Source organism: Nocardioides sp. Arc9.136 (assembly GCF_030506255.1).
In the GTDB taxonomy this organism is placed as follows: domain Bacteria; phylum Actinomycetota; class Actinomycetes; order Propionibacteriales; family Nocardioidaceae; genus Nocardioides.
This window is the reverse complement of sequence record NZ_CP113431.1, coordinates 3,948,523-3,970,651: the sequence shown is the minus strand read 5'-3', so window position 1 is coordinate 3,970,651 and position 22,129 is coordinate 3,948,523. Positions and strand designations below refer to the sequence as shown.

Here is a 22,129-nt window from a genome sequence, read left to right as displayed (position 1 = left end):
TTGTAAAGTCTCGCGACCTCTCGGGAAGGACCACGCATGACCGCGCTCGAGCACGACCCCCAGGCCGGGAACGGCGGACCACGAGCCGAGCTCGGGCGCCGCGGCTTCCTCGGCTGGGTGATGGCCGGCACGACGCTGGTGGTGGCCGCCGACCTCGGCCTGGCGCGCACGCCCGCCGGCGCGGCGATCCCGTCGCCCCCGCAGGTGCCCGAGCTCTACGACCTCGAGGACCTCCAGACCGACGCGGCGCTCCCGACGGCCAACCTGGTCACGGTGGCGATCAACCAGGACGGCACCGCGTCCTTCGCGCTCCCGCGGATGGAGGTCGGCCAGGGCATCGTCACCTCGACGGCGATGATCCTCGCCGACGAGCTCGACCTGCCCGTGGAGAAGGTCCGGGTGACCCTCGCCCCGGCCCGCCCCGAGCTGCTGTTCAACCAGCTCACCGGCGGCTCCAACACGACGTTCTCCACCTTCACGCCGATCCGGGTGGCCGCCGCCGTCGCCCGCCGCCGGCTGCTCGACGCGGCGGCGGTCCAGCTCGGCACCACCGTCGACCGGCTCACCACGACCGGCGGCGTGGTCAGCGACGCCCTCGGCAACACGGTGACGTACGGCGACCTCGCGACGTCCGCGGCCAGCCAGGTCGTCGAGGCGGTCGAGGTGCTGCTGAAGTCGAAGGCCGACTACCAGGTCATCGGCACGCCGCGGAACCGCACCGATGCCCGCGACGCGGTCACCGGGAGGAAGAAGTTCACCACCGACCTCGACGTCCCCGGTGCGCTGCCGACGATGGTCTGCCGCCCGCCGGAGCACCAGGGCTCGCCGCGGCGGGTCCGCAACGCCGCCCAGGTGCGCCGGATGCCCGGCGTCACCCACGTGGCGATGGTCGACACCGGCGTCGCGGTCCGGGCGCGGACGTTCGGCCAGTGCATCGACGGCGTGCGCGCCCTGGAGGTCGACTGGAACCCCGGCACGGTCAGCGGCGAGTCCGACCAGACGATCCTGGCCAAGCTCAAGACCCAGGAGCTGCCGATGGTCGTGCCGGAGGTGCCGCTGCTGGCCGAGCAGGTCGACACCCGCTTCGAGTTCATGTTCCGGTCCAGCGCGGCCCTCGAGCCGTACGCCGCGATCGCCGACGTCCGCAAGGACCGCGCCGAGGTCTGGGCCGGCCTCAAGGCGCCGATCGTCGCCCAGGGGAACATCGCCGCGGCCACCGGCCTGCGGCCCGACCAGGTGGAGGTCAACGTCGTCACCGGCGGCGGGTCCTTCGGCCACAAGCTCTTCGGCGACCACGCGATCGAGGCCGCGAAGGTGTCGAAGGCGATGGGGGTGCCGGTCAAGCTGATGTGGCACCGCGTCGACGAGCCCCGGCAGGGCCGGCTGCACCCGATGGCGACGTCGCGCGTCCGGGCGACCGTGCTCGCCGGCCAGGTGCTCAGCTTCGAGCAGCGGCACACCAGCGTCACGACCGACTTCAGCCACGGCCTCGGCGAGATGATCACCTCGCTGGCCGACGAGCTGCCCACGGGGCTCGGCGGGCTGGGCTTCGCGGAGACGATCTTCAGCCTGACCCAGGAGCTCCCGTACAACTTCGGCGTCGTCACCCAGCTGCTCAACGAGCCGCTGGAGTTCGAGGACAAGTTCTCCACCGGCTCGATGCGCAACATCTACTCCCCGGACGTCTGCGTCGCCGCCGAGCTGACCATCGACCAGCTGGCGCAGCGGGCCGGCAAGGACCCGGTGCAGTTCCGGCTGGACCACGTGAAGAACAAGCGGGTCCGGGCGGTGCTGGAGAAGGTCAAGCAGGAGGGGCGCTGGGGGCGCAGGATGCCGGCGGGCACGGCCCAGGGCGTCGCGCTGCACAAGGAGTACAAGGGCGCCACCGCCGTCCTCGTCGAGATCGACTGCCGCCCGCGGACCGTCGACCGCGACCTCGGCAAGGAGACCTACACCGGCCCGCGCGTCACCAAGGCGGTCATCGCCGTCGACTGCGGCCTGGTCATCAACCCGCGCGGTGTCGAGGCCCAGATGCAGGGCGGGTTCATGGACGGCCTGGCCATGACGCTCAGCGCGAGCAACCACCTGCGCGACGGACGCTTCCTCGAGGGCAGCTGGGACAACTACTTCTACACGCGGCAGTGGAACGTCCCGCCCGAGGGCGTCGAGGTCCACATCGTCGAGTCCGGCTCCGACACCCCCGGCGGCGTGGGCGAGGCCGCGGTCGGCTCGTCGGCGGCCGCCGTCGCCTGCGCGTACGCCCGCGCGACCGGCACGCTGCCGACCCGCTTCCCGATCAACCACGGGCAGGTGCGGTTCAAGCCGAAGTCCTACGTCCCCTCGATGCCGCCCTCGCCGACCAACGGCCTCAAGAAGACCTACTGAGGAGCTCGCCGTGCCCAAGCAGACCTTCATCCTGAACGGCAAGCCCGTCACCGTGGACGTCCACGACGACGTCCGAGTCCTGTGGGTGCTCCGCGACCTCCTCGGCGTCACCGGCCCGAAGTACGGCTGCGGCATCAACGTGTGCAAGGCGTGCACCAGCCACATCAACGGCAAGGCGTTCAACCCGTGCTCGGTCCGGGTCGGCGACCTGGGGAGGACCGACAAGGTCACCACCATCGAGGGCCTGCCCGCCACCGTGGGGGCCAAGGGCCGGGACCTGCACCCGATGCAGGAGGCGTGGCTCGAGCTGGACGTCGCGCAGTGCGGCTACTGCCAGCCCGGCCAGATCATGGCGGCCGTCGCGCTGGTCAAGAAGGTGCGCCGCGAGGGCCGGGAGATCTCGGAGAAGGACCTCGACTCGATCCGCAACATCTGCCGGTGCGGCACCTACGTCCGCATCCGCGAGGCGATCGAGAAGGGCGCCCGCGCGATGCGCTGAGCTCAGGCCGCGGGGAGCCGCACGCGGAACGTGCTGCCCCGGCCGAGCTCGGACTCGACCTCGATCCGGCCGCCGTGCCGCTCGACGATCCGGGCGACGATCGCCAGGCCGAGCCCCGTGCCGGGCTGCGCGACCGCGACCGGGTTGGTCGAGCGGAAGAACTCGGTGAACAGCCGCTCCTGGTCCTCCGCGCTGATCCCGAAGCCCTCGTCGCGGCACTCGACGACCACCTCGTCGCCGTCCCGGGCCAGGGCGACGGTGACCGAGCGACCGGGCTCGGTGTACTTCACGGCATTGCTGACCAGGTTCGACAGGACACGGTCGAGCTCGTCGGGGTCGCCGCTGGCCAGGACGGGGTACGGCGGCGCGTCGATGCGCACCTCGAGGTCGCGCTGCCGCGCGGCGACCGTGGTGAGGTCGACCGCGTCCGCGGCGACGGTGCGCAGGTCGACCGGGCGCGGGATGACCGGGTTCGCGGGGTCGCCGACTTTGGAGAGCAGCAGCAGGTCGTCGATCACCCGGACCATCCGGCGGGCGCCGCGGTCCATCGCCGAGAGCGCCTGCTCGACGCCCTGGTCGAGCCCCTCGCCCTCGAGCATCTCCAGGTAGCCGACGATCGACGTCAGCGGGTTCTTCAGCTCGTGCGCGACGGTGGCGATCAGCTGGCCCTTGTACTGGTCGAGCGCCTGGAGCTCCTGGACCAGCCGGTGCTCGCGCTCGAAGGCGCGGAGGTTGAGGATCGCGGTGCCGAGGTCGCGGCCGATGTCGAGGGCCGCGTCGGCCTCGGTGTCGGACCACCACGCACCGCCGTGCGGCCGGGTGAGCACCAGGTTGCCGAGGCACTCGGGACCGACGCCGAGGGGCACGAAGAGGATCGAGCCGACGTCGATGCTGTCGAGCAGGTCGACCACCTGCTCGCGCTCGTCCTCGCTCAGGCCGTCCTCCAGCCGGCCGCGCGCCACCACGACCGTGCGCTGGGCGGCCCAGGCGAGCCGGGCCGAGCGCTCGGCGATCTCGACGATGCCGGCGGACAGCTCCACCTCGGTCCCGTCGAGGGCGTGGACCGTGCCGCTGCCGAGGCCGTCCTCGTCGAAGGTCTGGATCCACATCCCCAGGGCGCGGAACCCCTCGACGAGGGCCTCGCTGGACTCGTCGAGGATGCGGGCCAGCGAGCGCTGCCGCGACGCGCGGCGGACCACCTTGCGGGCCGTCTCGGCGAGCCGGACCTGCTCGGCGAGCTCCTCGCGCTCCAGCTCGCGCAGCACCGCGCGCGAGGCCTGCGCGGCGTACCGCTCCAGGAGCCGGCGGCGGGTCGGGCCGGGACGCCGACCGTCGTCGGGGACGTCGATGGAGACCAGGCCGCGCATGGCGCCGTCGTCGTCGAGCAGGGGGGCGGTGAGCATGTCGAGCGGGTGCCAGGCCTCGGCGTCGTCGGACACCTCGATCTGCGGCACCCACGCCCAGGTCTCGACGTCGGAGCGGAGCCGCTCGTGGGGGACGAACTTCAGCAGGCCCCAGTCGTCGGCGACCTCGAGCTCGGTGGTCAGCAGGTGCAGGGGGGTACGACGGCCGGTGAGCTCGCCGCGGGCCTGCGGGCTGCCGGCGACCGCCACCATCTCCAGGTGCTCGTCGCGCACGAGCCCGATTGCGGCCACGCCGAACCCGGCGACCGCGGTGATGCCCTCCGCGATCAGCTGCAGCGACTCCTGGGCCTCCGGCGACAACCCCGAGGGACCCGGCCGGGTGGCGGCGGTCGCGGGGTTCGTCATCGGGCTCCAGTCGAGGGGGAGGGGGCGGCGCGGAGCTGGCGGGTGGGGCGCAGTGAGCACCGCCACGATACGCAGCCCCGGTGGCATGCGTCCGCCGATCGGTCGGGACCGGCCGGGAATCGGGCGGTGCCGCGCCGCGCCGCTACGATCGGGCCGTGCCCTACCTCAGCAGCACTGGCAGCTCGCGCAGGGGCGGAGACGGCCGGCTGACGACCGCGCTGGACCCGCAGGAGGCCGGACCGCAGGACGCCTGCGGCGTCTTCGGGGTCTGGGCCCCGGGCGAGGACGTCGCGAAGCTGACGTACTTCGGTCTCTACGCGCTCCAGCACCGCGGCCAGGAGTCCGCCGGGATCGCGGTCAGCAACGGCCGCCAGATCCTGGTCTACAAGGACATGGGCCTGGTCTCGCAGGTCTTCGACGAGACCACGCTGGACTCCCTCAAGGGCCACGTCGCGATCGGCCACTCGCGCTACTCCACGACCGGCGCGAGCACGTGGGAGAACGCGCAGCCGACGTTCCGCCCGACGGCCGACGGCTCGATCGCGCTGGGCCACAACGGCAACCTGATCAACACCCACGAGCTGCGCGGCATGGTCGACGACCTGCCCGGGCCCGACGACGAGCTGGAGCTGCACACGCGCCCGGCCGGCGAGGTCACCAACGACACCAGCCTGGTGACCGCCCTGCTCGCCCACCACCCCGACAGCACCCTCGAGCAGCGCGCCCTGGAGGTGCTGCCCACGCTGCGCGGCGCCTTCTGCTTCGTGTGGATGAACGAGAACACGCTGTACGCCGCGCGCGACCCGCAGGGCATCCGCCCGCTGGTCCTGGGCCGCCTCGACCGCGGCTGGGTGGTCGCCTCGGAGGACGCCGCGCTGGCGACCATCGGCGCCAGCGTGGTGCGCGAGGTCGAGCCCGGCGAGATGCTCGTCATCGACGACCAGGGCCTGCGCTCGCACCGGTTCGCCGAGCCCGAGCGCAAGGGCTGCGTCTTCGAGTACGTCTACCTCGCCCGCCCCGACGCCACCATCAGCGGCCGCAACGTCCACGAGGCACGCGTCGAGATGGGTCGTCGCCTGGCCCGGGAGTTCCCGGTCGAGGCCGACCTGGTCATGCCGGTGCCCGAGTCGGGCACGCCCGCGGCGTCCGGCTACGCCCAGGAGAGCGGCATCCCCTTCGGCCAGGGCTTCGTCAAGAACGCCTACGTCGGGCGCACGTTCATCCAGCCCAGCCAGACGCTGCGCCAGCTCGGCATCCGGCTCAAGCTCAACGCGCTGGAGCACATGATCCGCGGCAAGCGCATCGTCGTGGTCGACGACTCGATCGTCCGCGGCAACACCCAGCGCGCGCAGGTGCGGATGCTCCGCGAGGCCGGCGCGCTCGAGGTGCACGTGCGGATCTCCAGCCCGCCGGTGAAGTGGCCGTGCTTCTACGGCATCGACTTCGCCACCCGCGCCGAGCTGATCGCCAACGGCCTCGAGGTCGACGAGATCGCCGCGAGCGTGGGTGCCGACAGCCTCGGCTACATCTCCCTCGAGGGCATGGTCGAGGCCACCGGCCAGCCGGCGAAGGCCCTGTGCCAGGCGTGCTTCACCGGCGAGTACCCCGTCGAGCTGCCCGACGAGTCGCTGCTCGGGAAGCACCTGCTCGAGGCCACCTTGAAGTCCCCCACCATGGGCAAGGCGCTGCCCGTGCTCAACAACCCCTGAGGATCAGCCCGGTGACCGACGCCCAGCCCCCCGTCCCGCAGCGGAAGAACGCCTACGCCGAGGCCGGCGTCGACATCGAGGCGGCCGACACCGCCATCGAGCTGATGAAGGGCTGGGTCGCCAAGGCCACCCGGCCCGAGGTCATCGGCGGGCTCGGCGGGTTCGCGGGCCTCTTCGACGCCTCCGCGCTGACCCGCTACACCCGGCCGCTGCTCGCCACGTCGACCGACGGCGTCGGCACCAAGGTCGCGATCGCCCAGGCGATGGACGTGCACGACACCATCGGCTTCGACCTGGTCGGCATGGTCGTCGACGACCTCGTCGTGTGCGGTGCCGAGCCGCTGTTCATGACCGACTACATCGCCACCGGCCGGGTCGTCCCGGAGCGGATCGCCGCGATCGTCAAGGGCATCGCCGAGGCGTGCCAGGTGGCCGGCTGCGCGCTCGTGGGCGGCGAGACCGCCGAGCACCCCGGCCTGCTCGCCCCCGACGAGTACGACGTCGCCGGCGCCACCACGGGCGTCGTGGAGGCCGACCGGCTGCTGGGCCCGGGACGGGTCCGCCCCGGCGACGTGGTGCTGGCCATGGCGGCCAGCGGCCTGCACTCCAACGGCTACTCCCTGGTCCGCCACGTCCTGCTCGGCTCGCCGGAGGACGGCGGCGCCGGCTGGTCGCTGGACCGCAACGTGCCCGAGCTCGGCCGGTCCCTCGGCGAGGAGCTGCTCACCCCGACCCGGATCTACGCCAAGGCCTGCCTCGAGCTGGCCGACCGCACCGGCGTGCACGCGATGTCGCACGTCACCGGCGGTGGCCTGGCCGCGAACCTCGAGCGGGTGATGCCGGTGGAGCTGACCGCCACGATCGACCGCGGGACGTGGACCCCGCAGCCGGTCTTCGACCTGGTCCGCCGGGTCGGCGACGTGCCGCAGGCGGACCTGGAGGCCACGCTCAACTGCGGGGTCGGCATGGTCGCCCTGCTGCCCGCCGCGGACGTGGACGAGGCCGTGCGGGTGCTCGCCGGGCACGGCGTCCGTGCCTGGGTCGCCGGGGAGGTCCGGGAGGCCGGAACGGCCGGCCACACCGCGTCCCAGGCCGGTGGCAGCGTGCACCTGACCGGCCAGCACCCCGGCTGGTAGCCGCCGGGGCGCGCCCCGACGGCGACGCGCGCAGCGACTTCCTACCCGGACGTGCGGGAACAACCACGCAACAGGTAGCGTTGGCGCCACGGAGAATTTCTGAGGACAGCCCGGGTGCCACTGTGCCCCGGCCAAGTTGCGAGGGGGCTGACCCTATGGGGCGCGGCCGAGCGAAGGCTAAGCAGACGAAGGTCGCCCGCGACCTGAAGTACCGGACTCACGAGACGGACTTCGGGAAGCTGGCGCAGGAGCTGCACGGCGGGGAGACCGACCACCAGGAGGCCGAGGTGGATCCGGAGATCCTCGAGAAGTGGGCCGACGTCGTCGAGCCCCGGCGCGACTGACCACTGACCCGGCCGTCCGGCCCCTGTCCCAGGGGCCGGACGACCGGGTCGATGCGTGACGAGGCTGTTCCGGGCGGGTCAGCGACCCAGCCAGATGCCTCGCAGTCGGCCGACGTCGCGCATGCGGCGCTCGGCGAGCCGGTCCGCGGCGACCGCGGGGGAGACCCCCTCCGCGGCCGCCGTCTCCAGGACGGCGCGGGTGGTGTCGTAGATGCGTGCCGCGCGCTGCTCGGCACGGTCGAAGGAGAAGCCCTCGAGCTCGTCGGCGACCTGGACCAGGCCGCCGGCGTTCACGCAGTAGTCGGGCGCGTAGACGATGCCGCGGTCCAGCAGCGCCTTGTCCACCCCGGGGTGGGCGAGCTGGTTGTTCGCGGCGCCGCACACGACCCGGGCCGAGAGCACGTCGACGACGTCGTCGGTAAGCGCGCGGCCAAGCGCGCACGGCGCGTAGACGTCGAGCGGCTCGCCGAGCAGCTCGGCCGTCGACCCCACGGCGCGCACCGGAGCGGGCCCGGTCCCGGCTGCGTGCTCGGCGAGCACCCGCTCGACCGCGGGCGCGTGGACGTCGGTGACGACGACGCGCGCGCCGTCGGAGACCAGGTGGCGCACGAGGTGGCGCCCGACCTTGCCGACCCCGGCCACGCCGACGGTGCGGCCCTCCAGCGAGGTGCTGCCCCAGGCGTGCTCCGCCGCAGCGCGCATGCCCTGGAACACGCCGTACGCCGTGAGCACCGAGCTGTCGCCCGCGCCGCCGTGGGCGAGCGTCCGCCCGGTGACGAAGGAGCACTCCCGCGCGACGTGGTCCATGTCCTCGCTGTAGGTGCCGACGTCGCAGGCGGTGTAGTAGCGCCCGGCCAGGGACTGGACGAACCGGCCGTAGGCGCGCAGCAGGGCCTCGGACTTCGTGGTGGCGGGGTCACCGATGATCACGGCCTTGCCGCCACCGAGGTCGAGCCCGGCCAGCGCGGCCTTGTAGGACATGCCGCGGGAGAGGTCGAGCACGTCGGCGATCGCGTCGTCGGTCGAGGCGTAGGGGTGGAAGCGGGTGCCGCCCAGCGCCGGGCCGAGGGCGGTGGAGTGGATCGCGACGATCGCGCGGAGACCGGTGGCCGGGTCGTTGCAGAAGACGACCTGCTCGTGCTCGGCGCCGAGCTCGAAGACATCGACGGCGGCGCTGCGTGGAGGGGTGGTCCCGGCGGTGCGGGGGGTCGCTGACATGGGTGTGCCTGCTCTCTGCTCGGCCGCGGGGGTGGTGCGGCGACGGGTGTGCTGACCCGCAGGGGTGGCGCGGGTCACACCCAGCCTAGGGCCCCTCAGCCGAGCAGCCGCACCAGGGCGTACGCCGCCGCGAACGTCGCGACGAAGACGACGAGGGCGAGCAGCGCCGTCGCACCGGCGGACCTGCGGCGGTCCGCGGCGGCGGCCGCGGGCCCGGCCGGACCGGCCGTGGTGTGCAGCACGGTCGCGTCGCCGGCCAGCGACCGCCGCAGCCGGGCGACGAACGTCGCCGCGTCGGCGGGCCGCCGCTCCGGGTCGGGGTCGAGCGCGGCGAGCAGCACCGCGTCGGCGGCGGGCGGCAGGTCGGCGAGGGCGGACGGCGCGACCGGGAGTCCGGCGTGGGCCCGCGAGCTGACCGAGCCGGTCCGGGCCAGCTCGCCGGTGAGCATCTGGTAGGCGACGGCAGCCAGCGCGTGGACGTCGGCGCGGCGGTCGACCCCGGTGCCCAGGGCCTGCTCGGGCGCCATGTACGCCGGCGTCCCCACGACCTGGGTCAGCCCGCTGGCGTGCAGCATCGCCTTGGCCACGCCGAGGTCGGCCACGAGGAGCCGGTCGCCGGCACTGCCGCCGCTGCGCAGCAGCAGGTTCTGCGGCTTGACGTCGCGGTGCACGACGCCGAGGTCATGGAGCACGCCGAGCCCGTCGGCGGCCTGCTCGACCAGGTCGAGGACCCGGCCGGGCGGCAGCGGGCGGCCCGGCTCGAGCAGGGTGGCCAGGGAGCCGAGGTCGGCGTGCGTCATCACGAAGTACGGCGTCCCGTCGGCCTCGCCGATGTCGTGGACGCGGACCACGTGGTCGCTGTCGGCGCGCCGGAGGATCCGCGCCTCCTCGAGGAACCGCTCGCGGACGTCGAGCCGCTGCGCCCAGTTCTCGGCCAGCGCCTTCACCGCGACGTCGGAGTCCAGCTCGGCGTCGTGGTAGAGCCAGACCGTCGCGAAGCCGCCGACGCCCAGCCGCTCGACGCGCCGGAGTCGGCCGAGGCGCTCGGGCAGGGGCATGCGTCGTATCGTCCCAGACCGTGAGCCACGACCCCGGCACCGAGCCCACCCCCGACGAGCTCGACGCCCTGGCCCTGCGGGCCGCCGCGGGTGACCGCGAGGCGCTCGAGGAGCTGCTGGCCGCGGTCCAGCCGCGGGTGCGGCGGATCTGCGGGCGCATGCTGCTCTTCCCCGAGGACGCCGAGGAGGCGGCGCAGGACGCGCTGCTGCTCGTCGCGACGAGGATCGGGTCCTTCGGCGGGCGCAGCCGGTTCACCACCTGGCTGCACGTCGTGGCGTCGAACAGCGCCCGCTCGACGTACCGGACGCTGCGCCGCCGCGCGGCCGAACGGCTCACCGACGAGCTCCCCGTGGCCGCGGACCCGCGCACCACGAGCGTCATCGCGGGCAGCCGGCTGGACCTGCTCGACGCCCTGGAGGTCGTGGGAGCCGAGCACCCCGAGCTGGTGGAGCCGCTGGTGCTGCGCGACGTCCAGGAGCTGGACTACGCCGAGATCGCCCGGGTGCTCGACGTCCCGCTGGGCACGGTGAAGTCACGGATCCACAGCGCCCGCAACGCGGTGCGACCGCTGCTGCGCGTCACCGACTGACCGGCGCGCGCATCACGACCACGTCGCCGTGGGTGCCGTAGCCGGCGAGCCGGCCGCCGGCCCGGGTGCCGTCGAAGGTCACCGCCAGCCACCCGCCGCCCTCGGCGTCGGCCAGCGGCACGAGCGTGGGCCACGGGATGTTCGAGGGGTACGGCGCGTCGAGGCGGCCGGTGCGGCGCAGCGCCAGGTCGTGCACCGGCCACGTGCGCTGGTCCTTGTCGCTGGCCAGCACCCGCCACCGGCCGTCGAGGCGGAGCAGCGTCGTGCCCTCGCACTCGCGCGGCGAGGGGTCCGCGGCCAGCAGGCGCAGCCCGCCGAGGTCGGGGCCGCCGGCGAGGGCGGGGTGGAACTCGAAGTACCGCCGCGCCGACACGAAGCCGACGAGCCAGCCGTCGTCGGTGCGGACCAGGTGCGGGTCCCACACCGCCACGGAGCGCAGGCCGTCGGTCGGCAGCGGCAGCTCACGGGTGTCGAGCACGTGCGTGCCCCGCAGGAGGTCGGCCGTCGTCTCCGCGAGCGTGACGCGGGTGCGCCGGCGGCGGTCGAAGTCGCCCCACGTGCTCGTGGCGACCAGCCACCGGTCCCCGTCGCGGACCAGGTGCGTGGCGTGGTCGCCCAGCACGCCGGGCCGGTCCGGGCGGCGGAAGAAGAGGTCGGCCGCGTGCTCGAGGTCGAGCGTCACCGGGTCCAGGGTCCACACCGAGGTGTGCGCGGTGTCGAAGAACCCGGGGCCGGCCGAGGTGGCGGTGAGGTGCACCAGCCCGCCCGGGCGGTACGCCGCGCCGTCGGCCGTCGTGACCACGCGCAGGTCGCGCAGCCCGAGCTGGCCGAAGGAGCCGAACGTGCCGCCGGCGGCCTCGAGGGTGGTCACCCGCCGCTCGTCGCGGGTGTCGACCCGCCGGGCGAGGTCGACGCGGCAGCGCGCGACCCAGCTGCCGGCCTCCCGGGCCAGCAGCGTCACGTGCGTGCCGGTCAGCGCCAGCCCGAGGCGCTCGACGGGCGCGCCCGCGCGGCCGTGCCGCCGCGACCGGTGCCGGGTCGTCCGGCCCGCGGCGGTGACCTCCAGCCGCGCCGTGCCGTCGTAGGACGCGACCACCCGCAGGCCGTCGCCGGCCAGGGTGAGCGGGCCGGCGCCCGGGCCGACGTCAGGGCCCTCGACGGCGACGTACGGCGCGACCGGCCCGCCGGGTGCGCCCGAGGTCGACGCGAAGGGCCGGACCAGCTCGACGGGTCGCCGCCGGGCGACGACCTCGAACCGCGGCAGCACCGGGGGGAGGACCGGCTGCGGTCCCGGCGCACCCACTAGGTGCCGACCGCGTCCCGCAGGGCGCCCACCGCCGCGGTGATCTCGCGGTCGAGGTCCGCGAGCAGCCCGTCCATGCCGGCCGCGCTGCCCTGCTCGGCGTGCTCCTCCATCCGCTGGGCCACCTCGGCGACCCGGGTCAGGCCCAGGTTCAGCGCGCTGCCCTTGACCAGGTGGGTGGAGGTGAACGTGCGGTTGGCGTCCCCGCACCGGACGGCGTCGTGGATCGCGGCGACCTGCTCGTCGATCCGGCCCAGGAACGAGGTGGCCGTGCGGACGAAGAAGCTCACGCCGTCCTTCTTCAGCTCGTCGAGCATCCGGACCCGGGCGGGGTCCAGCACGGCGCCGGTCGGGCGCGACCGGCCCGCGTGGTCGTCGAGCGCCCCGTCGGCAGGCCGGTCCGGCGCCGCCTGCGGGCCGGTCCAGCGCCGGAGCACGGCGTCGAGCTCACCGGGGTCGACCGGCTTGGTGAGGAAGTCGTCCATGCCGGCGGCCAGGCACCGCTCGCGCTCGCCCTCGAGGGCCGAGGCGGTCATCGCGATGACCGGCAGGCGCCGGCCGGCCGGCTCGGTGCGACGGATGGTGCGGGTGGCCTCGAAGCCGTCCATCCGCGGCATCCGGCAGTCCATCAGCACCGCGGCGTACCCGTGCTCGCCGCGCAGGCGCTCGACGGCCTCGATCCCGTCCGAGGCGACGTCCGCGGCGTACCCCCGGCTCTCCAGGATGCCGGTGGCGACGAGCTGGTTGACCGGGTTGTCCTCCACGACCAGCACCCGGACGCCGAGCTCGTAGGCCGGCCCCGCGGCCGGCCGGTCGACGGTGCCCGGACCGGGACCGACCACGGAGGCGATCACCTCGCGCAGGTCGTCGTGGCGCACCGGCTTGGCCAGCGTCGCGTCGAAGCCGGCCGCCCGCGCGTCCCCGCCCCCGACGGCCTGGTCGGAGGAGAGCAGGAGGAGCCGGGGCTCGGCGACGTGCGCGTCGGCGCGGAGCCGCCGCGCGAGCTCGAGGCCGTCCTCCTCGGGCATCAGCAGGTCCAGCACCGCCACGTCGTACGGGCGGCCGCTGCGGGTCGCCTCGCGCAGGGTCAGCGCGGCCTCGGTCCCGGAGGCGACCGCGACCGCGTCGACGCCCCAGGAGGCCAGCTGCTCGACCAGCACCGCGCGGTTCGTCGCGTTGTCGTCGACGACGAGCACGCGCCGGCCGGCGAGCGGAGCCGGTTCGGACCCGGCCGGCGCGGCGTGGCGGGGAGCGTCGGCGCGGTCCAGGCGCGCGGTGAACGCGAAGGCGCTGCCCCGGCCGGGCTCGCTCTCCACGGAGATCTCCCCGCCCAGGGCGTGGACCAGCTGCCGGGAGATCGCCAGGCCCAGCCCGGTGCCGCCGTGCCGACGCGTGGTGGAGGGGTCGGCCTGGGTGAAGGCGTCGAAGAGCCGGGCACGCCCGCGGGGGTCGATGCCGACGCCCGTGTCGCGCACGGTCACCCGCACCACGGCCTCGACCGGGGTCTCCTCGACCAGCTCGGCGCTGATGACCACCTCGCCCCGGTCGGTGAACTTCACGGCGTTCGACGCCAGGTTGGCGACCACCTGGCCCAGCCGCACGGCGTCGCCGCGCAGCACCCGGGGGACGTCGGCGGCACAGGCGACGACGAGCTCCAGGCCCTTCTCGTGGGCCGGTCCGGCCAGCACGCCCGCGGTCTGGTCGAGCACGCCGCGCAGGTCGAAGTCCGCGGTCTCCAGCTCCAGCTTGCCGGCCTCGATCTTCGACAGGTCGAGGATGTCGTTGATGATCGCCATCAGCGTCAGGCCGGCGTCGCGCAGCCCGTCGACGAGACGCTGCTGCTGGTCGTCGAGCGCAGTGCGCCGCAGCAGGTCGGTCAGGCCGATCACGCCGTTCATCGGCGTGCGGATCTCGTGGCTCATCGTGGCCAGGAACTCCGACTTCAGCCGCGAGGCCTCCATCGCCTGGTCGCGGGCCTCGGCCAGCTCGGTGGCGTGCCGCTCGCGCTCGGCGACGAGCCCGAGCTGGATCGCGACCTGCCGCAGCAGCTGGTAGGAGGTCTCCTCCGGGGGCGCCTCGTCGGCCACGAGGGAGACCAGGCAGAGCACCTCCTCGGCCTCGAGGACCGGCAGCACCACCAGGCTGTGCGTGTCGGCGAGGCCCGGCGCCGGGGCGGTCGTGATCTCCCGGGTGCGTCGCGCGCGCTCGACCAGGGCGAGGTCGGCCGCGACCGCGCCGTCGAAGGTCGCGAGGGGCACGAGCCGGCCGGCGGCCGGCACGTGCACCGCGAGCGGCTGCCAGCCGCTGCCGTGCGCCGGGAGCGCCCGCGCGGCGATCTCGAGGGCCTCGCGCAGGGTGGTGGCCCGGTTGGCGGCGAGGGCGACCTCCTGCAGCAGCCGCAGCCGCTGGCCGGCCTCGGCGGCCTCGGCGTCGGCCACCTTGAGGGCGGTCACGTCCTGGACGGTGCCCCGCAGCGCGCGGCCGCCGGTCGACAGGCCACGGCCCCGGCCCAGCGCGCGGATCCAGCGGACCTGCCCGTCGGGCCGCACCAGGCGCGCGTCGACCTCGAAGCTCTCGCCGCCCGCCACGACCGAGGCCAGTGCGGACGCCACCGCCTCCCGGTCGTCAGGGTGGAGGGAGTCGAGGAACGAGTCGAGGGTCGGGGTCCACTGCAGCGGGTCGCGGCCCGTGATCCGGAACATCTCGGTGGACCACTCCGCCACGTCGGCGGCCGGGTCCCAGCTCCAGCTGCCCAGGCGGGCGATCTCCTGGGCGTCGGCGAGCGAGCGCTCGCGCGCCCGCAGCTGCTCCAGCAGCCCCTGCCGCCCGGCGTACGGCGTGACCCGGACCAGCCAGCGCCATTGCTCGCCGGCCTCGTCGGGCAGGCGCACCGACGTCACGAGGGCGGGGACCCGGGTCCCGTCGGCGCGCACGAGCACGGCCTCGACGTTGTCGCCGGCGTGCTCGTCGGTGCCCTCGTGGGGGTGCTCCGCCTCGCCCGGCTCGCCCGGCCCGCCCGGGCGCACGGTGAACAGGTCGCGCACCGGCGCGCCGAGCAGCTCGTGCGGCGCCCGGCCGACGGCCGACGCGACGGCGTCGTTGACGTAGGTGATGGTGCCGCCGGCGTCGAGGAAGCACAGGCCGTCGGTCGTCGTCTCGGCCACCCACCGGAACACGTGCTCCGGTGGTCCACCCGCCTGCGCCACGCACCCACCTCCGACGGACCATCATGTCGCCCCGGCCCCCACCTGCGCAGCGGAGGCTCCGAATCCGCCGGTGGGACCCGGGCCGCTGTGGACCGCCCGGTGACCTACTCCGAGGGCTGGGGCGCGTCGGGGACCTTGCAGTCGACCTTGGGGTTGACGCCGACGTAGTTGAGCGGGCCGGCGACGACGGTGAGGACGGTGTCGCCGACCGTGCTGCAGCTGGCGTCCCGGTCGTCGCCGAAGTAGCCGCGCTGCCAGGCGGCGGCCGCGCCGATCACCAGCCACACCACCACCAGCAGTCCGATGAGTCCGCGCACGGGGGTCTCCTTCCCAGGAGGGTCAGGGGTCGTGCCCCCGGTACCCGCCGTCCGCGACCGTCCTCACCGGACCGGGGTGCAGTAGGTTCCGGCGCATGCCCGGTCTCCCCACGATCGTCGTCGTCGACGACGCCCCCGAGGTGCGGCTGCTGGTCAAGACCCGGCTGCGGCTGTCCGGTCGGCTCGAGGTCGTGGGCGAGGGGGCGGACGGGTACGACGCAGTGGAGCTCGCCCGCGCGCACCGCCCGGCGCTGATGCTGCTCGACGTCTCCATGCCCGGTCGCGACGGGCTCGGCGCGCTGCCGCTCGTGCTGGACGCCTCCCCGACCACGCGGGTGGTGATGTTCAGCGGCTTCGACCAGGCCGGCCTGGCCGAGCACACCCGGCGGCTGGGCGCGACCGACTTCGTGGAGAAGTCCGTGCCGCTGGAGGAGCTCGTGGACCGGCTGGTGGACGTCGCCGCGCCCGGGCCCCCGTCCGAGCCGGCCCCCGCCGCGGTGGAGGACGGTCCGCCGCCCGAGCTCGACCCGGTGCTCGCCGAGCACCTCGAGCGGTTCCGCGAGATCTTCGACGACGCCGCGATCGGGATGGCGACGATGACCCTGGACGGTCGGGTCGTGCGGGTCAACCGCCACTTCGTCCAGGTGCTGGGGGAGGACGCCGACGCACTCGTCGGCACGCCGTACCCCGACCTCGCCCACGACCACAAACGGGTCCTCGAGGCCCTGCAGCTGCTGCGCGAGAGCGGTGGCGCGGTCCAGATCGAGCACGGGCTCGCCGACGACCCGGGCCGTCGCCTCCACGCCACGATCTCCGCGGTCCTCGACGCCCAGGACCGCCCGCTCTACTTCCTGCTGCAGGCCCAGGACGTCACCGAGCAGCGGCTGGCCGAGGCGGAGCTGCACGAGACCGAGCAGCGCTTCCGGCTCCTGGTCGAGGCCGTGCAGGACTACGCGATCTTCATGCTCGACCCCGAGGGCCACGTGGCCAGCTGGAACGCCGGCGCCCAGCGCAGCAAGGGCTACTCCGCCGACGACATCGTCGGACGGCACTTCCGGGTCTTCTACCCGCCGGACAAGCAGGCCGAGCGGCATCCCGAGCACGAGCTGGCCATCGCCCGGCGCGAGGGCCGCTACGAGGAGGAGGGCTGGCGGCTGCGCAAGGACGGCAGCCGGTTCTGGGCGCACGTGACGATCTCGGCCGTCCACGACGCCGACGGCGACCTGGTGGGCTTCGCCAAGGTCACCCGCGACTCCACCGAGCGCCGGCGCATCCTCGAGCTGCAGCAGCAGGCCAACGAGCGGCTGCGGCGCTCCGCCGCCGACCAGGCGGAGTTCCTCGCGGTCACCGCCCACGAGCTGCGCTCGCCCGTCGGCGTCCTCGCGGCGACGGCGGAGACGCTGGCCCGCCACCACGCGGACCTGACCGACGGCGAGCGCCAGGACTTCGCCGAGGGCATGCGGCGCACCGCCGACCAGCTGCGCCGGCTGCTCGACGACCTGCTCACCGCCTCGCGCGCCGACGCCCGCAGCCTCGGTCTCACCCTCGCGCCGGTGCCCCTCGACGAGCCGCTGCGCTCGGTCGCGACCGCCGCTCGCGGCAGCCGGCCGGGCGGCGACGTCCTGCTCGACCTCGACCCGGGTCTCGTCGTCGTCGCCGACGCCGGGCGCCTGGTGCAGATGGTCGACAACCTCGTCGTCAACGCGCTGACCCACGGGCGGCCCCCGGTCGTGGTCAGTGCCCGCGCCGACGGCGACAGCGTCGTGATCGCGGTCCGCGACTCCGGCGCGGGCGTGCCCGCCGAGTCCCGGGACCGCCTCTTCGAGCGGTTCGGCACCACCACCGGCGGCACCGGGCTGGGGCTCTACATCGTGCGCGCGCTGGCCGAGGCGCACGGCGGCTCCGCGACGTACTCGGTGGAGGACCAGAGCTTCGTGCTGCGTCTCCCGCGCGAGCGCCGCGACTGAGCGCCTGAGCGGCCGGGCGGCCGTATGACCGGGCTCGGGCGGGGTACTCCCCGGTTCCGAGACAGGAGCGACGATGACCGACGCCCATCCCCCAGCCGCCGGCGGTCCCGGCCGGCCCTCCATCCCCCGCCCCGCCGAGGAGCAGGTGGTCCTCCGCGCGGACACCGAGCACGGTGACGTGGTCGGCGCCTCGCGACGGCGCACCCTGGACGTGCTCGCGACCCTGGCCGGTGCGCTCGCCGCGCTGGGCACCCTGGTGCTGCTGTCGGCGCTGGTCGGCACGATCGGCACCATCGGCTTCCAGCGCGGCGTCGACGGCTCCGACCTGTCGATCGGCGGTCTCGTCGCCGGTCTCGTCGTCCTGTTCCTCGCGTGCCTCGTCGGCGGCTGGGTCGCCGCCCGCGTGGCGCGCGCCCGCGGCCCGCTCCACGGCCTGCTCGCCGCCCTGTGGCTCGTCGTGCTGGCCGCCCTGCTGGCCGGCCTGGCGGCCCTCGCCGGCGACGACGCCGACGTCCGCGAGCGGGTGGGCCTGCCCGACTGGTTCAGCTCCGACGCCCTCGGCACGGCCGCGATCGTCACCGGGGTCCTCGCGCTGCTGTGCATGCTGCTCGGCGGCTGGCTCGGCGGACGGCTGGGTGAAAGCCACCGGCACAGCTCGGAGGTCGAGGTCGTCAGGACGCGTCGCAAGGTGCGCACGCACCAAGGCGGCATCACCGCGGAGGAGCACCGATGAGCCACCAGCCCGGCCACGAGCCCGACCCGCTCGATCCCACGACCCCCGTCGACCTCCCGGGGACGAGCGGGGCGGTCGAGCCCGACGACGGCTCGGTGGTGCGCCACGAGGAGCGCTCGGTCGTCGGCACCGAGCAGCACGAGTCCGGCCGCGTCCACGTGCGCAAGCACGTCGAGACCTACCCGGTCGAGGAGACGGTGAGCCGCAGCGTCGAGCACGCCGACACCTCCGAGCGCGTCCCGGCCCTCGAGGGTGACAGCGGGGAGGTCGAGACGCTCGAGGACGGTGCGGTCTCGATCCCGGTCTTCGAGGAGGTGCTCGTCGTGACCAAGAAGCTGGTCGTGCGCGAGCGGGTGATCGTGCGCAAGCACACCGTCGTCGACGAGCACACGCTCCAGACCGAGCTGCGCCGCGAGCACGTCGAGGTCGAGGGCGACGAGGGGATCGAGGTCGAGGACCGCCGGAGCGCCCCTCCGCCCGGCTAGACCGCCGCCGCCCGGCACCCGGCCGACGGCCACCCGGACCGCGCACCAGCGCGGTGCGGGTGGCCGTTTGCCGTGCTGGGGGCCGGGAGGCGCCGCTCACACCTTGCCCGGTTCTCCGGCGAGGGCGGGCCGGGGCGGCCTAGCCTGCGCCGCATGGCCCTGGTGCGTTGCAGCTGCCTGGCCCAGGTCGTCCCGGCCGCCGGCGGCGGGCACGACCTGAGGGTCCGGGTCCTCGATCCCGCGTGCGGGTACGTCGTGCACCGGCTCGGTGCCGAGCTCGCCGAGCCGGAGGTGCCGAGCCGCTGACACCCGGGCGGGCACGCCTACGACGCCGGGGCGCCCACGACGCGGACGGCCGCCCGCACCCGGGGGGGTGCGGGCGGCCGTCGGTGGACCGGGGGAGCGTCAGACGCGGCGGTCGTCCACGTCGCCCTCGACCTCGATGTGCTCCTTGCGGACGTCCTCGGTGACCGTCTGCTCGTCGACGACGGTCTCGGTGCCGAGGCGCACCCGCTCGACCGGCTCTGCGGTCTTGTCCACGACCGCGCGCTCCTCGTGCAGGACGACCTCGTGCTCCTCCTCGGAGATGGCCGGCCCGTCGAGGGCCTCGTCGACGTTGCCGCCGGTGACCGGCTCGGTCTCCACGACCGCACGCTCCTTGGTCACCGGGACGGTGCGCGTCTCGGTCTCGGTGGTGACGTACTTGCGCAGCCGTGCGCGGCCCGCCTCCTGGCTGGTGGTGCCCACCTCGAGGCGCTCCTCGGACCGCGTCATGGCGTCGTCGGTGTTCGGTCCCGAGGTGTCGTGGCCGGCGGGCGCCGTGCCCGCCGTGCCGGTGGTGCCGGTGCCGGTGCCGGACGTGCCGGAGACACCGAGGACGCCGTCGTTGCGGGTCGTCGCACTGTCGTCGTACGTCGTGCCGGCGTCGCCGTACGTGCCGGCCACGCCCGAGGTGCCGCTCCCGAGGCCGTAGTGGGCGTAGAGCCGCTCCTCCTCGGACTGGTCGAGGTGGCCGGCGTCGAGGTCGACGTTCGGCGCGTCCTTGATCTTGTCCTTGGTGTACGGCAGCCGCAGGTCGCTGCCGGAGAGCTCGGCGTCCTGGACCGGTACGAAGGTCTCCTTCATGCCGAACAGGCCGGTGTTGACGGTCACGAACTCCGGGCGACCGGTCTGGTCGTCGAGGAAGAGCTGACCGACCTTGCCGATCTTCTCGCCGTCGGAGCCGTAGGCGGTCGAACCGATGACGTCGCGCGCCTGGGTCTCAGTGATCATGGGGGAGTGCTTCCTTCCGATCGGGATGGTTGCTGACCCCTCCCTTCCCCGTCGTCTCTCGGCCGCATTCGGCTCGGCTGGGCAAAGTCGACAAGACCATCCCGGAGGGTGAGCCCCGTCACGACGGTGGTCGGTGGAGGGTCACAGCTCGCGCCAGCCGGCGCCCGCCTCGTCGTGCCCGTGCGCGGCCATCAGCGAGAGGCCGCCGTCCACCACGTAGCTGCTGCCCGTGACGTAGGCGGCACGCGGCGAGGCCAGGAACGCGATCACCGAAGCGACCTCGTTGACGTGCCCCGGTCGCCCGAGCGGGTTGCCGGGGCGCTCCTGGTGGTAGGCCTCCTCGGTGTCCATGCCGGTCATCTCGGTGGAGATCTCGCCGGGGGCGACGGAGTTGACCGTGATGCCGTGCTCGCCGAGCTCGAGCGCGAGCACCTCGGTCAGGGCGCCGAGCCCGGCCTTGGCGGCGCAGTACGCCGCGGCACCGAGCCGCGGGACGTGCTCGTGCACGCTGGTCACGTTGACGATGCGCCCCGGGTGGCCGGCGTCGACGATGTGCCTCGCCGCGGCGCGGCAGGTCAGGAACGGGCCGTCGAGGTCGGTGGCCAGCACGTGGCGCCAGGTGTCGAGGTCCGTGTCGAGCACCCGGCTGCTGTGGCCGGTACCGGCGACGTTGACGAGCACGCCGAGCCCGCCGAGCTGCTCGACGAGCCGGTCGACGACGGCGCCCGCACCGGGATCGGAGGCGTCGAAGGGCTCGACGAAGGCGCGCTGGCCGCGCTGCTCGATCGCCCGCGCGGTCTCCCGGGCGCCCTCCACGTCCTCGTGGCTGGTCAGCCCGACGTCGTACCCCTCGGTGGCGAGGAGCTCTGCGGTGGCGCGGCCGATGCCGGAGTCGGCGCCGGTCACGATGGCGAGACGGGGGTAGTTGGTCATGCGGCGTCGGTACCCACCGACCGCAGCGCGTTCCGCGTCCTCCGTCCACCTCGCGGGGTGGTGGCGGCCGTCGTGTCCCCGGTCTAGCGTCTCGGGCATGAGGCGTCCGCACGAGAACGTCGCGACCGTGCTCGTCGACCCGACGGTCCTGCGCGAGCTCGAGCTGGACCTGATGGCGCTCGACCTGTGGGTCTGGCCGGTGGCGACCGCGCCGATCGCGGCGGACGGACCGCGGATGGCCTTCCAGGTCCGGCGCCGGCTGGTCGAGGCCCGGCGCGGCGCCTGGGACTGCGCGCAGGAGTGGACGCCGGTGTGGGTCTCCTTCGGCACGAGCTGGTACGTCGCCGACGACCCGCTCCCGTGGGCTGCGCACGCGGCGTTGTGGGAGGCGCTGGGCCGCCACGCCGACCGGGTCCGGCACGCGGGCCGGCTCGGCGGCGTCCCCCGGCTGCCGGTGCGGCGCGAGCTCGGCGCCGAGCGGGACTCGGCTTGAGCGGCTCGCCGCACCGCGGACAACGGGTGCGCACGGGCCCACACACTCCTACGCTGCGGTCCGTGGACGGTAGGAGCCTCTCGTTCGAGACCCAGGGCGACGTGCTGCGCGTCGCCGGCTCCGTCGACGAGGACATCGTCGCGGTGCTCCAGGAGCGGCTCGCCGACTTCGTCGCCGGCCACCGGGGCCAGGTCGTGTGGGTCGACGTCGACGACGTCGACTTCCTGCCCAGCGCCGGGATCGGCGCGCTGGTCGCCGCGCAGGGCGCGGCGCTCCGGGCCGGCGGGCTGCTGACCCTGGTGGCGGCCGACGGCACGCTGCCGGCGCGGGTCTTCGCGCTCATGGGGATCGAGCACGACGCCGCGGTCACGCGCGGGACGGCCGGCTGAGACCCCTGACCGGAGCGCCGCCGAAGGTGGGTGGCCGCCCGATTTGGCACTTCACCGGGAAGCCGTCTAATGTTTTCTCTGTCGCCAGGGAGCGGCGGGGAGCAAGGCCGGTCTGGTCGGGCTTCCGGCCCCGGGTTGACCACAGCATGGTCCTGGTGGTTCGGGGGCTGCACCGGTTTGTTGGTGTGGGTCTTGGGTGTCTAGGGTGTGCGAGCCCCGGAGGGCAGTGAGGGATCGCTGTCCGCGGTGTGCGTGTGATTCTTGAGAACTCAACAGTGTGTCATAGTCGACGAATTAGTTTGTTATGCCCCGTCGACTGATCT

Annotated in this window: 19 protein-coding genes and 1 pseudogene; 12 read left to right on the top strand and 8 right to left on the bottom strand. The window is 74.3% G+C overall.

The genetic code is table 11. The annotated features are described in order from the left end of the window. Positions 1-36 precede the first annotated feature (36 nt). Entirely contained in the window at positions 37-2,385 is a 2,349-nt protein-coding gene (locus tag OSR43_RS19175) for a molybdopterin cofactor-binding domain-containing protein (RefSeq protein ID WP_302268379.1), read from the top strand. Between the two features lie 10 nt (positions 2,386-2,395). Next, on the top strand, positions 2,396-2,884 hold the full coding sequence (locus tag OSR43_RS19170; protein ID WP_302268378.1) for a (2Fe-2S)-binding protein: 489 nt from the start codon (positions 2,396-2,398) through the stop codon (positions 2,882-2,884). Positions 2,885-2,886: 2 nt separating this feature from the next. Here OSR43_RS19170 and OSR43_RS19165 read toward each other — a convergent pair whose 3' ends face one another. Continuing rightward, a complete protein-coding gene (locus tag OSR43_RS19165) occupies positions 2,887-4,653 on the bottom strand; it encodes a cell wall metabolism sensor histidine kinase WalK (protein WP_302268377.1) in 1,767 nt (588 codons plus the stop codon). Between the two features lie 155 nt (positions 4,654-4,808). Between OSR43_RS19165 and purF the strand changes: the two genes are divergently transcribed. From purF to OSR43_RS19150, 3 genes are all read left to right on the top strand, one after another. After that, positions 4,809-6,362, top strand: coding sequence for an amidophosphoribosyltransferase (purF, locus tag OSR43_RS19160; protein ID WP_302268375.1), 1,554 nt, complete (start codon positions 4,809-4,811; stop codon positions 6,360-6,362). An 11-nt stretch (positions 6,363-6,373) separates the two neighbouring features. Continuing rightward, positions 6,374-7,498 carry a phosphoribosylformylglycinamidine cyclo-ligase gene (gene purM / locus OSR43_RS19155; protein ID WP_302268374.1) on the top strand — a complete coding sequence of 375 codons (1,125 nt, stop codon included), beginning with the start codon at positions 6,374-6,376 and terminating at the stop codon, positions 7,496-7,498. 155 nt (positions 7,499-7,653) lie between these two features. Continuing rightward, positions 7,654-7,842, top strand: a complete 189-nt coding sequence (locus tag OSR43_RS19150) for a DUF3073 domain-containing protein (RefSeq protein WP_302268373.1) — start codon at positions 7,654-7,656, stop codon at positions 7,840-7,842. A gap of 78 nt (positions 7,843-7,920) precedes the next feature. Here the strand turns inward: OSR43_RS19150 and OSR43_RS19145 are convergent, their stop codons facing one another. Both OSR43_RS19145 and OSR43_RS19140 read right to left on the bottom strand, forming a co-directional pair. After that, entirely contained in the window at positions 7,921-9,060 is a 1,140-nt protein-coding gene (locus OSR43_RS19145; RefSeq protein WP_302268372.1) for a Glu/Leu/Phe/Val dehydrogenase, read from the bottom strand. Positions 9,061-9,155: 95 nt separating this feature from the next. After that, entirely contained in the window at positions 9,156-10,118 is a 963-nt protein-coding gene (locus OSR43_RS19140; protein WP_302268371.1) for a serine/threonine-protein kinase, read from the bottom strand. Positions 10,119-10,138: 20 nt separating this feature from the next. Here OSR43_RS19140 and OSR43_RS19135 point away from each other — a divergent pair, with 20 nt between their 5' ends. Further along, positions 10,139-10,708, top strand: a complete 570-nt coding sequence (locus tag OSR43_RS19135) for an RNA polymerase sigma factor (protein WP_302268370.1) — start codon at positions 10,139-10,141, stop codon at positions 10,706-10,708. On the opposite strand, the gene OSR43_RS19130 is transcribed toward OSR43_RS19135, so the two are convergent. The 3 genes from OSR43_RS19130 to OSR43_RS19120 form a co-directional block, all read right to left on the bottom strand. Continuing rightward, positions 10,698-11,975: a hypothetical protein gene (locus tag OSR43_RS19130; protein ID WP_302268368.1), complete on the bottom strand. Its 1,278-nt coding sequence runs from the start codon at positions 11,973-11,975 to the stop codon at positions 10,698-10,700. The two genes, OSR43_RS19135 and OSR43_RS19130, sit on opposite strands and share 11 nt — an antisense overlap. A 35-nt stretch (positions 11,976-12,010) precedes the next feature. Beyond that, positions 12,011-15,187, bottom strand: coding sequence for a response regulator (locus OSR43_RS19125; protein WP_302271727.1), 3,177 nt, complete (start codon positions 15,185-15,187; stop codon positions 12,011-12,013). Between the two features lie 134 nt (positions 15,188-15,321). Next, complete coding sequence (locus tag OSR43_RS19120; RefSeq protein WP_302268367.1) at positions 15,322-15,534, bottom strand: hypothetical protein; 213 nt, start codon at positions 15,532-15,534, stop codon at positions 15,322-15,324. A gap of 95 nt (positions 15,535-15,629) precedes the next feature. On the opposite strand from OSR43_RS19120, the gene OSR43_RS19115 reads away from it, so the two are divergent. From OSR43_RS19115 to OSR43_RS19100, 4 genes and pseudogenes are all read left to right on the top strand, one after another. Further along, a complete protein-coding gene (locus tag OSR43_RS19115; RefSeq protein ID WP_302268366.1) occupies positions 15,630-17,501 on the top strand; it encodes a PAS domain S-box protein in 1,872 nt (623 codons plus the stop codon). A 73-nt stretch (positions 17,502-17,574) separates the two neighbouring features. Next, positions 17,575-18,234, top strand: a complete 660-nt coding sequence (locus tag OSR43_RS19110; protein WP_302268365.1) for a hypothetical protein — start codon at positions 17,575-17,577, stop codon at positions 18,232-18,234. Between the two features lie 83 nt (positions 18,235-18,317). Beyond that, a pseudogene (locus tag OSR43_RS19105) lies at positions 18,318-18,719 on the top strand (DUF2382 domain-containing protein); the annotation flags it as partial. 153 nt (positions 18,720-18,872) lie between these two features. Further along, a complete protein-coding gene (locus tag OSR43_RS19100) occupies positions 18,873-19,025 on the top strand; it encodes a hypothetical protein (RefSeq protein WP_302268364.1) in 153 nt (50 codons plus the stop codon). Between the two features lie 99 nt (positions 19,026-19,124). On the opposite strand, the gene OSR43_RS19095 is transcribed toward OSR43_RS19100, so the two are convergent. Further along, a complete protein-coding gene (locus OSR43_RS19095; protein ID WP_302268363.1) occupies positions 19,125-19,991 on the bottom strand; it encodes a PRC and DUF2382 domain-containing protein in 867 nt (288 codons plus the stop codon). A gap of 141 nt (positions 19,992-20,132) precedes the next feature. Beyond that, positions 20,133-20,924, bottom strand: a complete 792-nt coding sequence (locus OSR43_RS19090; RefSeq protein ID WP_302268362.1) for an SDR family oxidoreductase — start codon at positions 20,922-20,924, stop codon at positions 20,133-20,135. Between the two features lie 97 nt (positions 20,925-21,021). Between OSR43_RS19090 and OSR43_RS19085 the strand changes: the two genes are divergently transcribed. Together OSR43_RS19085 and OSR43_RS19080 are read left to right on the top strand one after the other, a co-directional pair. Further along, a complete protein-coding gene (locus tag OSR43_RS19085; RefSeq protein WP_302268360.1) occupies positions 21,022-21,417 on the top strand; it encodes a hypothetical protein in 396 nt (131 codons plus the stop codon). A 62-nt stretch (positions 21,418-21,479) separates the two neighbouring features. Beyond that, positions 21,480-21,806 (top strand): STAS domain-containing protein, encoded by a 327-nt coding sequence (locus OSR43_RS19080; RefSeq protein WP_302268359.1) that lies wholly within the window; start codon positions 21,480-21,482, stop codon positions 21,804-21,806. Positions 21,807-22,129 lie beyond the last annotated feature (323 nt).